Annotated in this window: 13 protein-coding genes and 1 tRNA gene; 7 read left to right on the forward strand and 7 right to left on the reverse strand. The window is 68.8% G+C overall.

Translation table 11 applies throughout. The features are described from left to right. Positions 1 to 26: 26 nt before the first annotated feature. Positions 27 to 1,052: a hypothetical protein gene (locus RN743_RS02095; RefSeq protein WP_310775759.1), complete on the reverse strand. Its 1,026-nt coding sequence runs from the start codon at positions 1,050 to 1,052 to the stop codon at positions 27 to 29. Between the two features lie 80 nt (positions 1,053 to 1,132). Then, positions 1,133 to 2,020, reverse strand: a complete 888-nt coding sequence (locus tag RN743_RS02100) for a hypothetical protein (RefSeq protein WP_310775761.1) — start codon at positions 2,018 to 2,020, stop codon at positions 1,133 to 1,135. Positions 2,021 to 2,203: 183 nt separating this feature from the next. Between RN743_RS02100 and RN743_RS02105 the strand changes: the two genes are divergently transcribed. Both RN743_RS02105 and RN743_RS02110 read left to right on the forward strand, forming a co-directional pair. Continuing rightward, positions 2,204 to 3,322, forward strand: coding sequence for a peptidyl-alpha-hydroxyglycine alpha-amidating lyase family protein (locus RN743_RS02105; protein ID WP_310775763.1), 1,119 nt, complete (start codon positions 2,204 to 2,206; stop codon positions 3,320 to 3,322). Between the two features lie 52 nt (positions 3,323 to 3,374). Further along, on the forward strand, positions 3,375 to 4,133 hold the full coding sequence (locus RN743_RS02110; RefSeq protein WP_310775765.1) for a hypothetical protein: 759 nt from the start codon (positions 3,375 to 3,377) through the stop codon (positions 4,131 to 4,133). Between the two features lie 70 nt (positions 4,134 to 4,203). On the opposite strand, the gene RN743_RS02115 is transcribed toward RN743_RS02110, so the two are convergent. Next, a complete protein-coding gene (locus tag RN743_RS02115; RefSeq protein WP_310775767.1) occupies positions 4,204 to 7,485 on the reverse strand; it encodes a PDZ domain-containing protein in 3,282 nt (1,093 codons plus the stop codon). Between the two features lie 218 nt (positions 7,486 to 7,703). Here RN743_RS02115 and RN743_RS02120 point away from each other — a divergent pair, with 218 nt between their 5' ends. Both RN743_RS02120 and RN743_RS02125 read left to right on the forward strand, forming a co-directional pair. Further along, positions 7,704 to 9,746 (forward strand): serine hydrolase, encoded by a 2,043-nt coding sequence (locus tag RN743_RS02120; protein WP_310775769.1) that lies wholly within the window; start codon positions 7,704 to 7,706, stop codon positions 9,744 to 9,746. Positions 9,747 to 9,870: 124 nt separating this feature from the next. Continuing rightward, entirely contained in the window at positions 9,871 to 12,753 is a 2,883-nt protein-coding gene (locus RN743_RS02125) for a TonB-dependent receptor (protein WP_310775771.1), read from the forward strand. Between the two features lie 133 nt (positions 12,754 to 12,886). On the opposite strand, the gene RN743_RS02130 is transcribed toward RN743_RS02125, so the two are convergent. Continuing rightward, a tRNA-Leu gene (locus tag RN743_RS02130) sits at positions 12,887 to 12,971 on the reverse strand. A 116-nt stretch (positions 12,972 to 13,087) separates the two neighbouring features. On the opposite strand from RN743_RS02130, the gene RN743_RS02135 reads away from it, so the two are divergent. Next, complete coding sequence (locus RN743_RS02135) at positions 13,088 to 13,747, forward strand: hypothetical protein (RefSeq protein ID WP_310775773.1); 660 nt, start codon at positions 13,088 to 13,090, stop codon at positions 13,745 to 13,747. Between the two features lie 148 nt (positions 13,748 to 13,895). Here the strand turns inward: RN743_RS02135 and dut are convergent, their stop codons facing one another. The 3 genes from dut to RN743_RS02150 form a co-directional block, all read right to left on the reverse strand. Continuing rightward, complete coding sequence (gene dut / locus RN743_RS02140; protein ID WP_310775775.1) at positions 13,896 to 14,426, reverse strand: dUTP diphosphatase; 531 nt, start codon at positions 14,424 to 14,426, stop codon at positions 13,896 to 13,898. 29 nt (positions 14,427 to 14,455) lie between these two features. Then, positions 14,456 to 15,010: an NADPH-dependent FMN reductase gene (locus RN743_RS02145; RefSeq protein WP_310775777.1), complete on the reverse strand. Its 555-nt coding sequence runs from the start codon at positions 15,008 to 15,010 to the stop codon at positions 14,456 to 14,458. 101 nt (positions 15,011 to 15,111) lie between these two features. Then, positions 15,112 to 16,395 carry a hypothetical protein gene (locus RN743_RS02150; protein WP_310775779.1) on the reverse strand — a complete coding sequence of 428 codons (1,284 nt, stop codon included), beginning with the start codon at positions 16,393 to 16,395 and terminating at the stop codon, positions 15,112 to 15,114. Positions 16,396 to 16,522: 127 nt separating this feature from the next. Here RN743_RS02150 and RN743_RS02155 point away from each other — a divergent pair, with 127 nt between their 5' ends. Next, positions 16,523 to 16,969 carry a hypothetical protein gene (locus RN743_RS02155; RefSeq protein ID WP_310775781.1) on the forward strand — a complete coding sequence of 149 codons (447 nt, stop codon included), beginning with the start codon at positions 16,523 to 16,525 and terminating at the stop codon, positions 16,967 to 16,969. A gap of 15 nt (positions 16,970 to 16,984) precedes the next feature. After that, a complete protein-coding gene (locus tag RN743_RS02160; RefSeq protein ID WP_310775783.1) occupies positions 16,985 to 18,208 on the forward strand; it encodes an FAD-binding oxidoreductase in 1,224 nt (407 codons plus the stop codon). Positions 18,209 to 18,211 lie beyond the last annotated feature (3 nt).

Below are 18,211 nucleotides of genomic sequence, written 5' to 3' on the forward strand. Positions count from 1 at the left end.
TCCCGCGACGGGCCAGCCGCCCCCGGCTAGCGTTCCTGGGCGCGGGCACCGCTGAGCACGTTGGAGAGGGCGTAGTTGCCCTCGTGGCAGGCGTACTCGTAGAGCTGCCCGTCGAGGCGCGTGAAGGGCACTTCCCCGCCCCAGCTCTCGACGAATGTGTCCGGATCCTCGACCGTGAACTCGTAGTGGATCGTGTGCTCGTCCGCGCGCGTGAAGCGCTCCGTCACGGTCATCTTCTCCGAGCCCGGGCCGAACAGGTAGACGTAGGCCGCCATCTGGTCCGGATTCAGGTTCGTCGTGCGGACGACGAGCGTATCGCCCGCCCAGCGGCCCCATGATTCGCCGAACCATGGGCGCACGCCGTCCGCGCGCGGCTTCGGCTCGCCCATGCGGATGATGCGCACATCGTGCACCATCTCGGTCAGGATCATGATGTGTCCGGGCGTCTGCACGATGGTGTAGTTGTTGTTGTAGAAGTAGTTCGGCAGCATCGGCGGACCGGCGTTGGAGCCGAAGGAGAGGATGCAGCGCTCGCCGATGGGCCGGTTCTCGGGGTTGTCGAACTCGCCCGCCAGCCTCCCGTAGGCCTCAAGACGCCGCCGCCGGCCCTCCGGAGTGAGGTCCGGGATGCGACCGTCTTCCGGGTGCGTGAGGAGCGAGCTTCGGGGCTCGCCGTTGAACACCGCGACCCGGTCGCCCGCGTCGATCCAGAAGTAGTTGTAGCCGCCCACGCCGCCGGCCGCTCCCGTGGACCCGTCGCCTCCCACCGGGGGGGCCTCGCGGTCCGGGTCGCTGGGCGCGTTGCGGTCGTCGATGAATTCCTGGCGCCGCCCCTCGCGGACCGCGACCTCCTCCGCCGTGAGCACGAGCGCCTCGCCCTCCGGGCGCTGCAGCGGCGTCATCGTCCCGTTCGTCCAGTCGCCCTGCAGATCGGGGTGCCCCTCTGCGGTGCGCGGGGCGATCCACCCATCCCCGTCTGCCTCGTGGCCGCCGCCGGCCCCGTCGCAGGCGGAGAACGCGACGGCGCCGAGCAGGGCGCCGAGGGACAGCACGCCGGGGCGTCCCCGCGGGCACGGGCGACGATTTGCGGACCTCATCGGCGCTGACGCGGGGTTTGCCACGGGCCGCCCGGCTACCGGATGGGGTTCTTCCGAAGGTGTCCGTACATCAACTCCTCCACGAAGGGGACGCACTTGAACTGCCCCAGCCGCGCGTTCGGGTCGACGTTCCGGTACAGCGGCAGGCGGATCGTCCACGGCTCCGAGAACGTGTCGGGGTCCTCCATCGTGGCCTCGTACATGAGGTGGTCGGGCCCGAGCATCGTCCACCGTTCCGTGACCGTGAGCCGGTAGCCGTGGTGGTTCCCCGCCCGGTCGAACCAGGTCTGCCCGTTGAAGCCGTTCACGGTGACGACGAAGGTGTCCTCCTCCCAGCGCCCCACCGACTGGCCCATCCAGGAGTCCACCTGCGGGGGACCGGGGTCCTCCAGATAGATGTCGCGCACGGCCCCGGCGTACTCGTAGGCGATGAAGAACTTCGACTCGCTCTGGAAGATCTGGAACGGGAGGTGCATGTAGTTCGCGCGCGGTACGCCGGGCAGGTAGCAGCGGATCTCGGGGTCGCGCTCGAGCCAGCGCTCGCGGTTCTCGTCGCGCCGCTCCAGGGCTTCCGGGAGATAGGGGATGCTCCCGCCGACCACGATGCCCTGCCCCGACGGCACGGACCCCACGGCGCCGAGCGCCACGACCTCGTTGGCCGGAACGGGCACGACGGGGCCTTCCTGCATGGCGAGCGCCGGACGCGCCATGTGCGGCTCGATGTCCCAGTACGCGTTTCCGAGTGCCGACCAGATGCCGTTGAAATCTGGACGCCCCGAGGCCGTGCGCGGGATGTCGTCGCTCGGCGCGCAACCCGTAAAGGCGCCCGCAACCAGCGCAACGAGGGCGATCGAGGTCCGGCCCCTCCCGCCGGAACTCCGCCGCCTGTCCCGCGCCGCGCGCATTCTCCGAACGTTCGTCATCGCCGTCGCCTCCAGGTGGACGTTTCCGTGCGAACCGGATCGAAACTGCGACCGCGCGCATTTTCCGGCCAGATTCGCCCGACCGGATCGTCTGGCCAGATTGGGGCCGGAAACCCACATTCGATACAGGGGCGGACGCGCGCCGGGGTTGGGTTCGGCAACACTGAACGACCGGGAGGAGACATGAAGAAGCTGCGCGTAACCGGACTGGCACACCTTACAGCACTGGGGGCCGTCTTCCTCGGCATCGCGGCCTGCGGCGCGGAGGAGGCCGCGGAAGACGAAATGATGGATCCGGCCGAGGTCACGGATCCGGCGGCGGCGGGTCTCCCGAATCCCACGCCCAACGTCATCAAGGACTGGGCGCCGCTTCCGGATGGCCGCGAGTGGGGTTCCACGGCGGGCATCGACATCGATCCCATCGACGGCCACATCTGGGCCTACGACCGCTGCGGCGGGATCGCGCTCGCCGGCGGGTGCGCCGAGAACATCGTCGATCCCGTGTTCAAGTTCCACCGCGAGACGGGCGAGGTCCTGGCGAGCTTCGGCGCCGACCTCTTCGTGCTTCCGCACGGGATCCACGTGGACGACGACGGGAACGTCTGGATCACCGACTCCATGGGCACGCTCGACAAGGGGCACACGGTGGTGAAGTTCTCGCCCGAGGGGGAGGTGCTGATGACGCTCGGCGTGCCGGGCCGGGTGGGCACCGAGCCGGGCTACTTCAACGGACCGTGCGACGTGATCACCGCCCCCGACGGCTCCATCTTCGTCTCGGACGGTCACAGCGGGCAGAACGCGAACCCGCCGGAGGGCTCCACCGGCCGCGTTATCAAGTTCACGCCCGAGGGGGAGTACATCATGGAGTGGGGCGTGATCGGAGACGGACCGGGCGAATTCCGGACGCCGCACGCGCTGGAGTTCGATTCGCAGGGGCGGCTGTGGGTAGCGGATCGCGGGAACCACCGCATCCAGATCTTCGACCAGGAAGGGAACCTGCTCGATACCCATTACCAGTACGGCCGGGTGAGCGGACTGTACATCGACGATGAGGACAACGTGTACGCGATCGACTCGGAGTCGAACCCCAACACGCACTCGGACTGGCTGACCGGTGTCCGCATCGGGCACGCGTCGGAGGACGTCGTCACGGCCTTCATCCCGCCACACGAGTCCGACGACCCGCAGGGCGAGGCCGGCGAGGGCGTCGCGGTCGATGCGGACGGGAACGTCTATGCCGCGGAGGGGCCGAACTCGCGGGCCGCCGCCGAGGGCGGAATCACGAAGTACACGCGCAATTGATTCGCGATTCGATGCGCAGCGGTTGCAGGGCTGCCGCAGGAGAAAAAGGACGATGAGGATGAGAAGATTCGCTTCGGGGATGGCGGTGGGCGCGCTGGCACTGGCCTTCGCGGGATCCGCCGCCGTCGCCCAGGAACTCGAGGAAGTATGTCCGGATTCGCCGGACATGACGGGAGCCCTATGGGGGCTGGTCGCGGATGGGGACACTCAGATGGGGCTGCCCGCCGCCACCGTCGTCGCCTCCTGGGAGAAGGACGGCGAGTCGGGGCAGATGGAGGGACAGACCGCGCTGGACGGCGGGTACACGCTGTGCTACGTGCCGCTCGGCGTCGAGATCTCGGTGCAGCCGGTGTTCATGGGCACCGGAGGGGCCCCGGCGACGGCCAATCTCACCGAGCAGATCACCCGCATGGACCTCACGTTTTCGCTCTCCGCCGTCGGTAGCGGGGGCGGGGGCGGGGACGACGACCGCATCTGGGCCTGCTTCGGCGGCACCACGGACAATCAGATCAACCTCCAGAATACGCGTCTCCTCCGGTGCGACCCGGGGTGGGAGGGGATCGACCGCTGTCCGAAGGAGTCGGAGTACGGTCAGGTGCAGGCGACGATGACGGGCGGCGGCCTGTCGGCGGACGATGCGGACCGGATCGACGAAATAGCCGGAAGTTCGGACTTTCGCGAAGCTCTCGAAAAGCTCGTCGGCGATGCCGCGCGGCTCGGGGCGAACGCCATGATCAACGTCCGGATGAACCGGAATTCCCTCACCGCCGAGGCGGTCACGATCGCCGTCGATCCCACCAGCTGCCGCTGATGCTGGCGAGCGTCGGGCGCGGGCTCCAGTCCGAGGAGCCCGACCCGACGCCTTCGGGCCAGCAGGCCTGCTAAGGTCGCCGCACGCGGATCGGGAAGGGCGGACGCTCGGGGGTCGCCACGGGTGACGCCTCGAGTTGCTCCAGCACGACCTCGATCGCCTTCTCCAGTTGCGGGTCGACGCCCGCGATCACCTCGGCCGGCCACTGCTCGACCTCGATATCCGGCGGCACGCCCACGTTCTCGACGATGAACCCGTCCTCGGTCCAGATCGCGAGGTTCGGCGCCGTGATCGACCCGCCGTCCATCAGGACCGGGAAGCCCAGGACGCCGACCAGCCCGCCCCAGGTGCGACGGCCGATGAGCGTGCCCATATCGAGCTTGCGGAACATCCACGGCAGCATGTCGCCGCCGGAACCGGCCGTCTCGTCGATGAGCATCACCTTCGGGCCCGGGATGGCGCCCTGCGGCGTGACGAGGTCGGCCCCGTACCGCATCGCCCAGTGCGACATGTACGGCCGCCGGAGGATGTTGATGTAGTAGTCCGCGATCTGGCCGCCACCGTTGTGCCGCTCGTCGATGATCACGGCCTCCCGGTTCGTCTGCGGGAAGAAGTAGCGCTTGAAGTACTCGTGTCCCGCGCCGGCCGTGTTGGGGACGTACACGTATGCGACGCGCCCGTCGGTGGCTTCGTCGACCCGCGCGAGGTTGCCCTCCACCCAGTCCCGGTTCCGCAGCGCGCCCTCGTTCGCCACCGGCACGACGTCGACGGTGCGCGACCCCGTCCCGTCCGGCGACGGGCCGACGGTGATGGAGACGATCCGGCCGGCCGTGTTCTCGAACCGGCTGTAGAGGTTTTCCGGCGCCGAGAGCGCAACCCCTTCGACCGCCAGCAGGTATTCGCCCGCCTCGACCTCGACCCCCGGCTCCGTGAGCGGGGAGCGGAGTCCCGGGTTCCAGTTGAGGCCCCCGTACACCTTTTCGAACCGGTACCGCCCCTGGTCGACGACGAAATCCGCTCCGAGGAGGCCACCCGGCACGTCATCCGTTTCGTGCAGGAAATCGCCGCCACCGCCGCGGTGGTGCCCCACGGCAATCTCGGAATGGAGCCACGTCATGAGCCGGTTCAGGTCCGCCCGCGAGGTGAGGTGGGGCAGGAACACGGCGTACTTTTTCTTCATGGCGGGCCAGTCCGCGCCGTGCATGTTGGGGTCGTAGAAGTAATCGCGGTTGATCCTCCAGGCCTCATCGTAGATCTGACGCCACTCCGCCCGCGGGTCGATCCGCACCTGGACGTCGGCGACGCGGAGCCGGTCCGCGCCGGATCCGATGTCCGTCCCGCCGGCGTTGCCGATGAACCAGCCGCCGGACGTCGCGTACAGCACGCTCCTGCGGTCCGCGGAAAGATCGTAGAAGCGCGTGCCGCCGACCACCGTCGCCGCCTCGCGGTCGGCGAGGGAGAAGCGGTGGAGGCTGGGGCCCGCACCGGGGCTTCCGAACCCGCTGGCCGTCTCGCTTCGGACGTAGAAGAGCTGGCCCGGGTCGCCGGGCTGCAGGTTCGCGTAGCCGGCTTCGGGCAATGGCAGGGCGAGGATCCGCTGGTCGAGCCCGTCGAAGTCGATGCGGACCGTCACCTCCTCCCCTTCGTCGGCCCCCTCCGCCGCCGGTTCCGCCTCATCCCCCGCCTCCTCGTCGCTCTCCCTCGCCAGCGGGGACGGCGTGCCCTTCTCGAGCACCACGAGATAAATCGCGTTCGTACTCTCGAAGTCGTTGTTCGACTGGGCGAACCACTGCACGACGGGGCCCGCGTCGGTGGATGACGTGAGATAGAGGTACTTGCCGCCGGCGTCGAAGACGGCCTCGGACACGTCGCTGAGGCCGTCCGTGACCGCCGTCGTCTCGCCCGTTTCCAATAGGTGCACGTAGGCGGTGCGGATGTTGGTCTCGTTGTTGCGCGTGTAGACGAGCCAGCGCGAATCCGGCGACCAGGCGTGCGAGGGCGGGGGCAGCGGGCCGTACATCACGTCGGCGTCCACGCGGTGCGTGTCCCCGGAGGCGAGATCGATCCAGTACACGGCCCGCGAGTTGTCCGTGTAGCTGATCTTCGTGCCGTCGGGCGACCACACCGGGTCCGCGTAGAACCCGGCGCCATCCAGGGCGTAGCGGCGCGCCTCTCCCGCACCCGACTGCGGAGCCACGTACAGCCGGTACTCGCCCGAGGCGTCGGAGAACCAGGCGATCGACTCTCCGTCCGGCGACCAGGCGGGGCTCCGCTCGTGGGCGGCGGTCGACTGCGTGAGGTTGCGGTCGTCCCCCTTGTCGCGCGGCAAGGTGACGATCTCGCCCCGGAACTCGAAGACGGCGCGGGTGCCGGAGGGCGAGAGGCTCGCGCCGCGGACGAAGTTCTCACCGCCGGCGTAGCGGGGCCGCACTTCCAGGAGGTCCGTCGCGATCCGCACCGGCACCAGGTGGCTCGCGCCCGGGCCGGGATCGAGCAGGTGCAGCCGCCCGGCCTGCTCGTAGGCGATGCGGCCGGCGCCGGCCGACGCGTTCAGCACCGGGAAGTCCTCGTGCGCGGTGATCCGCGAGACGTGCCCGGTCCCCGTGTCGTAGGCGTGGACGTTGAACTCCCCGTCGCGGTCCGAGCGGAAGTAGACGCGGTCCCCGATCCACATGGGATCCGTGTCGTTCGAGCGGCCCTCCGGCTGCGGAATCTGCACGACGGAATGGTCCGCCACGTCGTAGATCCAGATCCGCGTCGTCGTCCCGCCCCGGTAATTCTTCCACTGCGTGAAGGCTTCGTACAGCGGCGTGTAGGCGATCTTCGCGCCGTCCGGCGAATAGGTCGCCTTGAACGCGTGCGGAATGGGCAACTGCTCAGGGTGTCCGCCGCTCGTCGCGACCGTGAACAACTGCGCGTGGCGGCCCGTGTAGGCGTTCCGTCCCGACGAAAAGAGCACCGCCGACCCGTCGGGCGTGAAGCTCTGGACGACATCGGCTCCGGGGTGCCACGTGAGCCGGGCGGGCACACCGCCCTCCGCGGGCACGAGAAAGACATCGGTGTTGCCGTCGTACTCGCCGCTGAACGCGATCCATTCGCCGTCCGGCGAGAAGCGCGGGTTGAACTCGACGCCGACGTGCGAGGTCAGCCTGCGCGGCGAACTCCCGTCGATGTCCGCGGTCCACAGGTCGCCGGCGTACGCGAACGCGATCCGGTCCGCGCTCACCGCAGGCTGCGCGAGCATGAGCGTGCCGGCGGCGTCCTGTGCCCAGGCGGGCCGGAACGAGGCCGCGAGGAGCATGGCGGTGAACGTCGTGAGGCGGAGGGAGCGTGCCTTCGAACTTGCCTTCATTGGAGCCTTCGCAATCTGAGGTGGTCTCGAATCGAGCCGCGAACGGCGCCTGATTGTACGTCGGGAGACGTCGAAACCGGTACCGGCGGCCGGCCGTATCGACTCCGCGTCGACACCGGATCGACCTTGGTCGTGCGGTTGCCCGCCCGCGTCGGGCTTCCTTACCGTCTCTCGCGCGAGCGTCGTTACCCGCTTCGAACCTGCCCCGGAGTTACCCAATGAACACGCGTTTCGTTCGCCGTCCCCGTCGCCCGACTGGCACCGCCGCTTCCGCGCTCTGCGCCGGACTTCTCGCCCTTTTCGCGGCCGCCGGGGTCGCGGCCCAAAGCACGACGCTTGAGATCGGCCGGACGCTGTCGGGCACGCTCGCCGCGGGCGACACGGCGCGCTATACGATCGAGGCAAACGAGAACGACTTCGTCCTCGGCGAGGTGGATCAGATCTCCGTCGATGTGACGGCGCGCGTCCTGGATCCCGACGGAACGCAGGTCGGCCGTTTCGGCGGACTTGGGCGCGGCGTCGAGCGCTTCGGCGGGCGGACATCCGGCGCGGGCGTCCACACGCTGGAACTGATCGTTGCGGGAGACGACCCGAAGGCCGGCGGGCGCTACGAGATCACGCTGCTGCGGCACGAACCCGTCGCGACGGATCCGGAGGCACTCGCCGAGCAGATCATGTCCCGCTTCGACGGGCCGCATTCTCCGGGAGGCGCGGTGCGCGTGTGGCGCGACGGCCGCACGCTCTTCTCGAAGGCCTACGGGATGGCGAACCTCGCCTACGACCTCCCCTTCGAGGAGGAAACCCGGACGAACATCGGCTCGACCTCGAAGCAGTTCACCGCCTTCGCGATCATGCTGCAGGCGGAGCGCGGGCTCCTCTCCCTCGACGACGACATCCGGAAGCACATCCCCGAACTCCCGGAGTTCAAGCAGACAATCCGGGTGAAGCACCTGATCACCCACACGTCGGGACTGCGCGAATTCCTGAACCTGCTGCGGATGACGGGACGCCGTCTCGACCACGGCGACTGGATCGACCGCTCCGAACTCATCGACATCGTGCAGCGGCAGCCCGCCCTCCAGAACGAGCCCGGTGGTGAGTGGAACTACAACAACACGGCGTTCGGCCTCGCGGCCGTCATCGTCGAGCGGACCTCCGGCCAGGACTTCCACGTCTTCATGCGGGAGAACGTGTTCGGCCCGCTGGGCATGACCGGGACCATGGTGCGGCCCTCCACCCGACACATTGTCCCGAACATGTCCGAGGGCTACACGCCGGGACCGGACGGATACCGTCAGATCGGAGACCTCGGCGGCGCGGTCGGCGCCGGGTCGATCTACAGCACGGTCCCGGACCTCCAGACGTGGGCCGAGAACTACGCGAACCCGCGGGTCGGCACGCGGGAGAGCATCGACGAGATGACGACGTCGTTCGTCCTCAACGACGGAGAGGAGACGGGGTACGGGTACGGTCTCTCGGTCGGCGAGCAGGGCGGACTGAAGCGGGTGAGCCACGGGGGCGCGGATGTCGCGCACCGCTCGATGTTCGTTTACTTCCCGGAGATCAACGCCGGCCTCACGACCCAGAGCAACCACGCGCAGTTCGACAGCGGCGTCGCGTACGAGCTGGCCGCGGCGTTCTTCAAGGACGCGATGGAGGAGGAAGAAGAGGATGATGCGGCGGATGCGGGCGAGTTCGATTCCGCCGACTACGACCCCGAAGCGTTCGACGAGTTCGCCGGCCGCTATTCGCTGGACGCGGCGCCGGACTTCATCCTCACGTTCACGCGCGAGGACGACACCTTCTACGCGCAGGCGACCGGCCAGCAGCGGCTCGAGATCGTCCCCACCTCCGACTCGACCTTCCGCCTGCTCGCCGTCGAGGCTTCCGTCACCTTCCTGCGGGATCCGGAGGGCGACGTCGAGGGGCTCACGCTGCACCAGAACGGGGACAACCACGCCACACGTCTCCTGGATGACGAGGCCGCGGGATGGGAACCGACGGCGGACGACCTCGCCGATTTCGCCGGCCGCTTCTTCAGCGACGAACTGGAGACCTTCTACACCCTGGCCGTGGAGGATGGCACGCTCGTCCTGCACCAGCGCCGGCTCGACCGGGCGGAACTCGAACCCGGGGAAGAGGATCGATTCTCGGGCGGCGGCCTGTCGTTCGCTTTCGAGCGGGACCGCAACGGAGAGGTGATCGGCTTCTACCTCTCCAACGTCCGCACGCGCGACGTCCGTTTCGGCCGCGTGCGCTGACAGAATCCGGGGTTCCGCTTAGCTTGTAGACGACAACTGCCGGGCAGTTTCAACCGAAAGGCGGGAGGCGTTCGCGATGACGGGATTCGGAGTTCGTTTCGGTCGTAATGCTGGGCGGGGCACCTTGCTTCTGGCAGCGGTCATCGCGTTCGGGGCTCTCCCCGGCGCCGCGTGGGCGCAGGGTCGAATCGCAGGATCGGTCACGGATGACGCCAGGGGCGCGCCCCTGGCGGCCGTGCTGATCGAGATCCTGGACGCGCAGGGCACGGTGGCGGCGCAGGCCACGACGGGCCCGGGCGGCACCTACGCCATCGACGGTGTGTCGGCGGGCTCGTATTCGGTCCGGTTCACCGCGCCGGGCTGGGTGACCGTCGTCATGGAGTCGCAGGCCGTCGCCGCCGGCCAGTCGACGTCGGTATCGACGACCATGACGCAGCAGTCATTCGAACTCAATCCGCTTACGGTCACCGCCTCCCGCACGTACGAGAAGGCGCTGGAGGCGCCGGCCGCGGTGGAGGTCGTCTCGACGCGGGACCTCGAAGAACGCCAGGTGACCTCTCCCATCGAGCACGTCGAGCACCAGCCCGGCGTGGACGTGGCGCGCACGGGAATCCGCGGCCGCACCGCCGTATTGCGCGGCTTCAACAACATCTTCTCCGGCCGCACTCTGTTCATGACGGACAACCGGATCGCGCGCGTGCCGTCGCTGCGGGTGAACATCTTCTACCTGAACCCGACGTCGGACCTCGACACGGAGCAGGTCGAGACCGTGCTGGGCCCGGGATCGGCGCTCTACGGGCCGAACGCGGCGGGCGGCGTCGTCCACTACATCACGAAGTCTCCCATTCGCTCGCCGGGCGCCAGCTTCTCGGTGGGCGGCGGCCTCCGGCAGCAGGGCAACACGCCGGGGATCGGCAGCGGCCCGATCCAGGGCGAGGACGCCGGGCTGTTCCAGTTCGACGGGCGCATCGCGGTGGCCCCGAGCGACAAGTTCGGGTTCAAGATCTCGGGGCAGTACTTCGACGCGACCGAATACGCCTTCAACGACTTGGTCGAGGCCCAGGCGCAGGGCGCGGGACAGGCCTGCATCGGAGCCGGCTTCGATCCGACCTCCCCGGCCTGCCAGGTGTTCGCGCCGGGACTCGATCTGACGAACCCGGCGGATCGGGAGGTGCTGGCCCAGTCCGCCCGGAATGCGGCGATGGGGCGCGATGACGGGCACCGGAACTGGGGCGTGGACGCTCGGATGGACTTCGAACCGTCGCCGGGGACGTCGCTCGTCCTCGCCGCGGGGCGCAACACCGCCGCCGAGGCGACGGAACTCACCGGGCTGGGCGCGTCCAACGTCACCAACTGGAGCGTCACGTACGGACAGGCCCGTCTCCGGCACCAGGATCTGTTCGCGCAGTTGTTCTACAACTACAACACGAACGACGAGACCTACCTCCTTCGCCAGGGCCGTCCGCTCTTCGACAACTCTTCCCTGCTCGTGGGGCAACTCCAGTACCAATCGCGGATCGGCTCGGCGCACCGGCTCATCTACGGGGTCGACTACCTCGGGACGAACCCGGACAGCAAGGGGACGATCAACGGTCAGTTCGAGAACGACGACGAGACGACCGAGGTCGGCGGCTACCTCCAGTGGGAGTGGGCGCTGAGTCCGAAGTTCGACTTCACGGGCGCCTTCAGGTACGACTACAGCAGCAACCTCGCGGATCCCGTCTTCTCGCCCCGCGCGGCGCTGGTCTTCAAGCCGGACGCTTCGAACTCGTTCCGGCTGACCCTGAACCGGGCGTTCTCGACTCCGACGTCTACAAACCAGTTCCTGGACATCTCGGGCGGGACGATCCCGGTCCCCGGCACGCCGTTCTTCTACGACCTGCGGGCCACGGGATCCGCGGGCAACGGACACATGTACATGCGGCAGAACGGGATCCCGATGCATATGTCGCCGTTCAACGTGCTGCGCGGCGGGAGCCCTCGCGAGTTCCTGCCGACGACCACGGCGCAGTTGTGGGCCACGGCCACGGAGCTGATCGCCGCCCTCCTTCCGCAGGCCGCCCCGCTGGTACCCTTGATTCCCGTCCCCTCGGCGGACCAGGTGGGCGTCTTGGCGCTGCTGCTCGATACGGAGGTCGCGGGCGGTGGCGCGCCGCCGCCGGGCTGCGTGGCGCCCCCATTCTGCGAAGCCGTCGACCTCGCGAACCTCCAGGATATCGAGGCGCTGGGGCCGACGGTCAGCAACACGTTCGAGTTCGGGTACAAGGGAGTGTTCGGAGACAACGTGTCCGTCGGAGCCAACGCCTGGTTCACCCGCTACGACAGCTACATCGCGCCCCTCCGGTTGCTCTCCCCGCACGTTTTCCTCAACGGACCGCAGCTCGGGGCATATCTCTCCAACGTGTTCCGGCAGCTCGTCGGCGTGGCGTTCGCAACCGAGGCGGAGGCGCTGGCGACGGCGCAGTTCATCGCGGACCAGGCGGGGCAGATTCCGCTGGGCGCCGTGACACCGACGAGCGCCGGCGGCACCGCCGCGGCGATGGTGGCCGGATACCAGGATGCCGGCGGGTTCGACGTCTTCGGAGGGGAACTGGGGGCCGGCTTCGCCCTGAGCGACCGTTTCGAGATGGCCACATCGCTGTCGTTCATCAACCGGAACACCTTCGAGACCGCGGGCGAACTCCTGAGCGAGGTGTCGCTGAACTCGCCGACCGTCCGCGGAACCGCGTCGCTCACGTACCGGAACGACGACGCCGGCCTCAACGGCGGCCTCCGGTTCCGGGCCCAGAACGGCTATCCGTTCAACTCCGGACCGTGGGTGGGCGACCTCGAGGCCGTCACCACGCTGGACGCGAATTTCGGCGTCCGCGTTCCGGGGTACGAGGACCTCTGGTTCCAGGTCGACGTCTCGAACGTGTTCGACCAGGCGTACCAGAGCATGGCGGGGGCGCCGGCGATCGGGCGGGTGATACTCGCCCGGATGCGCTGGGATTTCAGCCCGTTCTGATTTTCGGGACACGACGCCGGCCGGTCCGCGATCGGGCTGGCCGGCGGCGACCCGGCTGGCCGCGCGACCCGGCTGGCCGACCACGCATCGGGGTGCGTGAGCGCGGTCGGCCCTCGCACTCCGGTCTGAAAGATGCCGGGGGTGGGGCTCGAACCCACACGGGGATGGACCCCTTCGGATTTTAAGTCCGATGCGTCTGCCAATTCCGCCACCCCGGCGCGCGCCGCATCGGAAAGCTAACGCCTTGCCCGCACCCGTGGCAGAAGAGCGTCCGCTTGCGGGTAAGGTGGCGCCGGACCCAGCATGGACAGGAGGATTTCGCCCGGAGGCCATCATGAATCGATTCCTGAAGCGACGCGCCGCCGTCCGCACCTTTTCGGGTCTCGGCACGCTGTCGATCCTGCTCTACGCTCCCGCCGCGGCGTTCGCGCAGGCGCATCCGAACCCAGCCACGCCCGACTCGCTGCGCCAGATCCAGACGATGGAGCCGCACATCGGACCGCCGGGCACCGAGGTGAACCTCTACACCGAGAACATCCCGCTCCAGGCGAGGGTCGTCGTCGGCCTGGGAGCCATCGGCACCGGTTTCGAGGAACTGGGGACCGGCGCTCAGGGCGAGTTCGGCGAGATCGGAGCCACCGTGCATGTGCCGGAGACGGCGACGTGGGACCGGGCGGTCGTCTTCATCATCTTCAACGGGAACTTCGCCCCCACGGGGCTCTCCGACCCGTTCCATGTGACGGATGAGGCCGGTCGGATTCAGCGCACCGGCTCGATCGCCGGGCAGGAGAACGGCTGCGTGACGTTCGAGGATCGGGACGGGTACTTCTACACGCTGGCCGGAGACCTGGGAGACGCCGAGGCCGGGGATTTCCTCATCGTCGAGGGGGCCGCGTCGCGTTCGGTCGCCTGCCCGCACGCGGACACGATCGAGGTCGACCGCATGGAGGAAACGGAACCGTTCGAGCGTCCCCGCCCCGAGCCGTTCCGCTAGCGCGGCGGTCGTTTCCTCGCCGGCGCCGGGCGCTTCAGCGCCGGGACGAGCCGGTGACTTCGACGAGGAAGATGACGAGCAGCGTGATCAGGACGGGGATGGCGAGGAGCCATTCCTGCAGTTCGGGCATCGCGTCTTCTCCTTCTCCTTATCGTTTGCCGGTGCTGCCGAGCCCGCCGGCGCGGTCCGTCGAGATCGAGACCGGCCCCTCCTCCCAGCGCGCCACCCGGTACCTGTGGAGGACGACCTGGGCGATCCGTTCGCCGTGTTCGATCCGAATGGGGTGCGGCGCCGAGTTGAGGACGAGGACGAACCACTCGTCCGGATAGTCCGCGTCCACGGTACCGGGCGCGTTGGGCACCGTGAGCCCGCGCTTCCACGCGAGCGACGACCGCATGCGGATCTGCGCCTCGTAGCCGTCGGGCAGCCGGGCGCGGAAGCCCGTGGGCACGAGCGCCCGGTCGCCGGGTTCGAGGGCGATCGAAGGGGCGCCGTTCCCGGTGGAGGTGGCGGTCACGGAGATGGTCTCGCGGTCGGCCCCCCGATGGACCCGGACCGGCCCGCAGGTGAGATGCGCCCGGATGTCGTAACCGGCCGACTGCTCCGTCGCTCGCGTCGGAACACGAACGTCTTCCGCCAGCTTCTCGAAGATGACGCACGCACCGTCGGCGTCGGACACGAACCCTCGCTCCCGTCTTCCTGAGAGATCTATCGGAACCTAAGTGCCCATTCTGCGGCGGCGGACATGAATCTGTCGAGGTGCTTCCCGGTTGTCTCGTCCGCCAGTTCGAGATCGTCGTCGAACACGGCGCCCGCCCCCGAGAGCAGAACCCGCGGCTGCGGCATTACGTGGGCGTTCAGCCCCGCGAGCGACTCGCGCAGGGAGCGCTGGGCCAGCGCCGTACCCAGGCGGCCGGGCGTCGCCCCCATGATCGCGACCGGCTTCCCGTCCCACGCCTGCGGACGCGGGGGTCGCGACCCCCAGTCCACGGCGTTCTTGAGCACGGCCGGCAGGCCTCCGTTGTACTCCGGCGTCACGAGCAGCACCAGGTCCGCCGCGTGAACGGCGGCCTTGAAGTCCGCGACCTCGGCCGGATCGCCCGCGGCCTCCACGTCTCCGTCATAGAACGGCAACCGCGACGGGTCGAAGTCCCTGATCTCGACGCCTTCCGGCGCCCGCGCGATGGCGGCCCGCAGAAGCGCCCGGTTGAACGATCGTCGGCGGCAACTGCCCGCAATGGCAAGCAGGGAGACATGATTCATGGGACGGCAGAGTGCATGGCAGCGGCACGCCGCGCAAACCGGTGGGGCGGAAGGCCACCGACGTTCCCGCGGGAACGCGGCGGGAATCCCGACCCGCGCCGTTACTCCTGGATGGCCCCCGACACCCGTTTCACGACGACGGTCGGCACGTCAAAGGCGTCCAGTTCCACGTAGGCGACGAGCCCCCCCGGCCCGAAGGCAGCCGGCATCCGAGCTTCCGCAAGGGTCCCGATATACCGCCCCTCGGCGGTGATCAGATCGACCGGACCGGGGCGCGTCGGCGGCAGCGTATTCGGTCGCCCCCCAACGGCGGACTGAAAGGCCCCAACGATATCCAGGTCGGGAAACCCGTCTGCCGGTGTACGGAGCACCCATATCCTGCCTTCCCAATCCGTATCGAGGGCATCGATGATCTCGACTTCGCCGGGAAGGTCGAGGTCGTCCAGCCGTGCTTCCAGCGCTTCGACTCCCCCGAACAATCCAAGCATCTCGGCCCTGTGCCGGCTCTCGGCGGACTCCCGCTCCAGGCGAGTCCGCAGGGAGTTGGCGAAGGCCCTCCGATTGCGCTCGTCCCAGGGTCGTACCGGGAACGGGCGGGTGAGAATCCGGTCGACGTTGCCGGCGGGCGCGACGATCCGAACCGCATATGCGGTGGAATCCGAGAACGCCACGCACCCGTTCGGAAGAGGGGCGAAATGGAACTTCACTCGGTCGTCCGGACTGCCGGGGGCCCGAAAGAGGGGCACCTCGCGGGCCTCCTCTCCCTCAAACTCCACTCGGGCCACCTCCCGGGGTCCGGGCTTGATGGAGATCCGGCCGGCCGTCGTATTCGTTTGCCGCCGCACGTCCCACACGGAAATGACGCGCGAGAGAAAGGTTCCGTCCCGGTCCGCCCTGCGGATTCGGGGGTTCGCCGATGGCGTCATCCCGGCCGGCAGATCGTGGCGCGGGCCCACGCCGGGGAAGCGCACCATGCGTTCGAATGCCCCCTCCGAGTCGAAGACGTGGTAGGCAAGATGGCCCTTGTCCGGGACGACCGTACGTCCGTCGGCGAGAGCGAAGGCCTGGTTCGCCTCGCGGAACTCGCCCGGGCCGTCACCCCTGCGCCCGAACGCCGCGACGAGGCTTCCGGAGGGGTCGACGATCACGACGCGAAGCTCGTCACCGACCAGATCCGAGATGTGCAGGTTGCCGCGCGCGTCAAAGCTCACCGCGGAAACGTAAGAAAAAAGCTCCCACTCCCTGTCTCCGTTTCCGACGCGGTAGACCTCGCTGAAGTCGGCTTCCAGGATCCGGTCCTCGAGCGGCAACTCGATGACCTGCTGAGCAGCCACGGCGCCGGTCGCGAGCGAGAATCCGGCCCAGACGCAGACCGTCGGAACCATGGCGGGGGTCCGGCGGCGGACGCGGGGTCTTTCGTGCTTCGCCGTATGCAATGTATGCATCGACACAGAATCGTCCGTTTCGGTTTCGGTACGGCCAGCCACCACGACGCCACGAGGAGGCCGACTGATGAACGAGCGTCCTATCCTGCTACACGCCGCAGGCGGGGTCTACTCCCTGCCGCTCTGTCTCGGGCTCATGCTTGCCACCGCGGGCGGGGCCGTCTCGCAGGAGGTCTCGAACGGGGCCGAAGAACCGGGGAACGAAGCCCACACCGGGCTCGTGATCCGGGACCTGGAGAGCGGCGACGAGCGCCGGCTCGCCTATCCCGTCCCGCACGATGAGGTGGACTCGCGCACGCTGCGCCGGGCGCAGTGGTTCCAGGAAGACCAGCACGTGTTCGTGCGGCACGGGGAGTTGGTCTGGAACCTCGTCGACGCGGGGGGCAAGGGGGGCGTGGGGAGCCACGGCCAGCTCCAGGGACCCGGCTACCACTGGGAGCTGTGGGCGATGGCCGCCGACGACATGGATGAGGACGACAGACCGGAGGAGCTTCCGGGCGTAACGTCCCGCTGAGAGGAAAGCGAACCGGTGCGGCGCGGCTACGACTTCGCGATTGCGGGCGGGGGCGTCATCGGCGCCTCCATCGCCTTCCACCTGGCGGAGCTGTCGGACGCCTCGGTCGCCCTCTTCGACCGGGGGAAGGTCTGCAGCGGGGGCACCCGCCGGTCGTGCGCGATCATCCGCAGCCACTACTCGGTGGCGAGCAATACCGCGCTCACGCTCCGTAGTCTCGACGTGTTCCGCGGTTTCCGGGAGGCGCTCGGCGAGGACGACGTGGCGAGCGGCTTCGTGAACTCGGGCTACCTCATCCTCGCGGGGCCCGGAGCGTTCGCCGACCGGCTGGCGGACAATCTCGCCCGGCAGCGGGGGCTGGGCGCGGACACGTCGCCGATCGACCCTGCCGAGGCGCGCGAACTGCACCCCTGGCTCGACCTGGGGGACGTGGCCGCGATCGGCTGGGAACCCGCATCCGGCTACGCGGACCCGGTCACGACAACCCTCGGGTACGTGACGGCCGCGCGGCGGCGCGGGGTCGCGGTGTTCGAGCACGCGCCCGTGGAGCGGCTGCGCCTCGCGCCGGACGGCGGGACCTCCGCGAGTCGCGTGACCGGCGTGACGACGCCCGGCGGAACGGTGGAGGCCCGGTGTGTCGTGAGTGCGGTGGGGCCCTGGACTCGAGGTCTCTACGCCCACTCCGGCTTGTCGGACGCCGCCGTCGAAGCCCTTCGGCTGCAGGTGACGCGACATGTCGTGCTGACGTTCGGTGGCGCATCGCCGTATGGTCCTGAACTTCCCATTGTCAAAGACCTTACGGTCGACAACAAGATGTATTTTCGACCCGCTGCGCGCGGCGTCGTGCTCGTGGGGACGGGAGACTTCGGAGACCCGCTGGAGGATCCCGACCGCATGAACGCGGTGGCTCCGCGCGATCTCGTCTCCCTGCAGCGGGCACAGATCGCCGCCCGCATGCCGGCCTTCGAGGGGGCGCGCCTCACGGATTCGTGGATGGGACCCTACGACATCACGCCGGACTGGAACCCGGTGCTGGGTCCCGCACCCGGCCTGCCCGGCCTGTACCTCGCCTACGGCTTCTCCGGGCACGGGTTCAAGCTGGCCCCGGCGGTCGGGCGCTGCGTGGCGCAATCCCTGCTGGGCGAGGCGCCCGACATCGACCTCGCCCCCTACCGCCCGCAACGCTTCAGGGAGGAAGCTCTACTCCTGGGGGCCTACGGCGGGGGGTCCATCTCCTAGCAA

Origin of the sequence: Candidatus Palauibacter scopulicola (assembly GCF_947581915.1) — a bacterium.
Classification (GTDB): domain Bacteria; phylum Gemmatimonadota; class Gemmatimonadetes; order Palauibacterales; family Palauibacteraceae; genus Palauibacter; species Palauibacter scopulicola.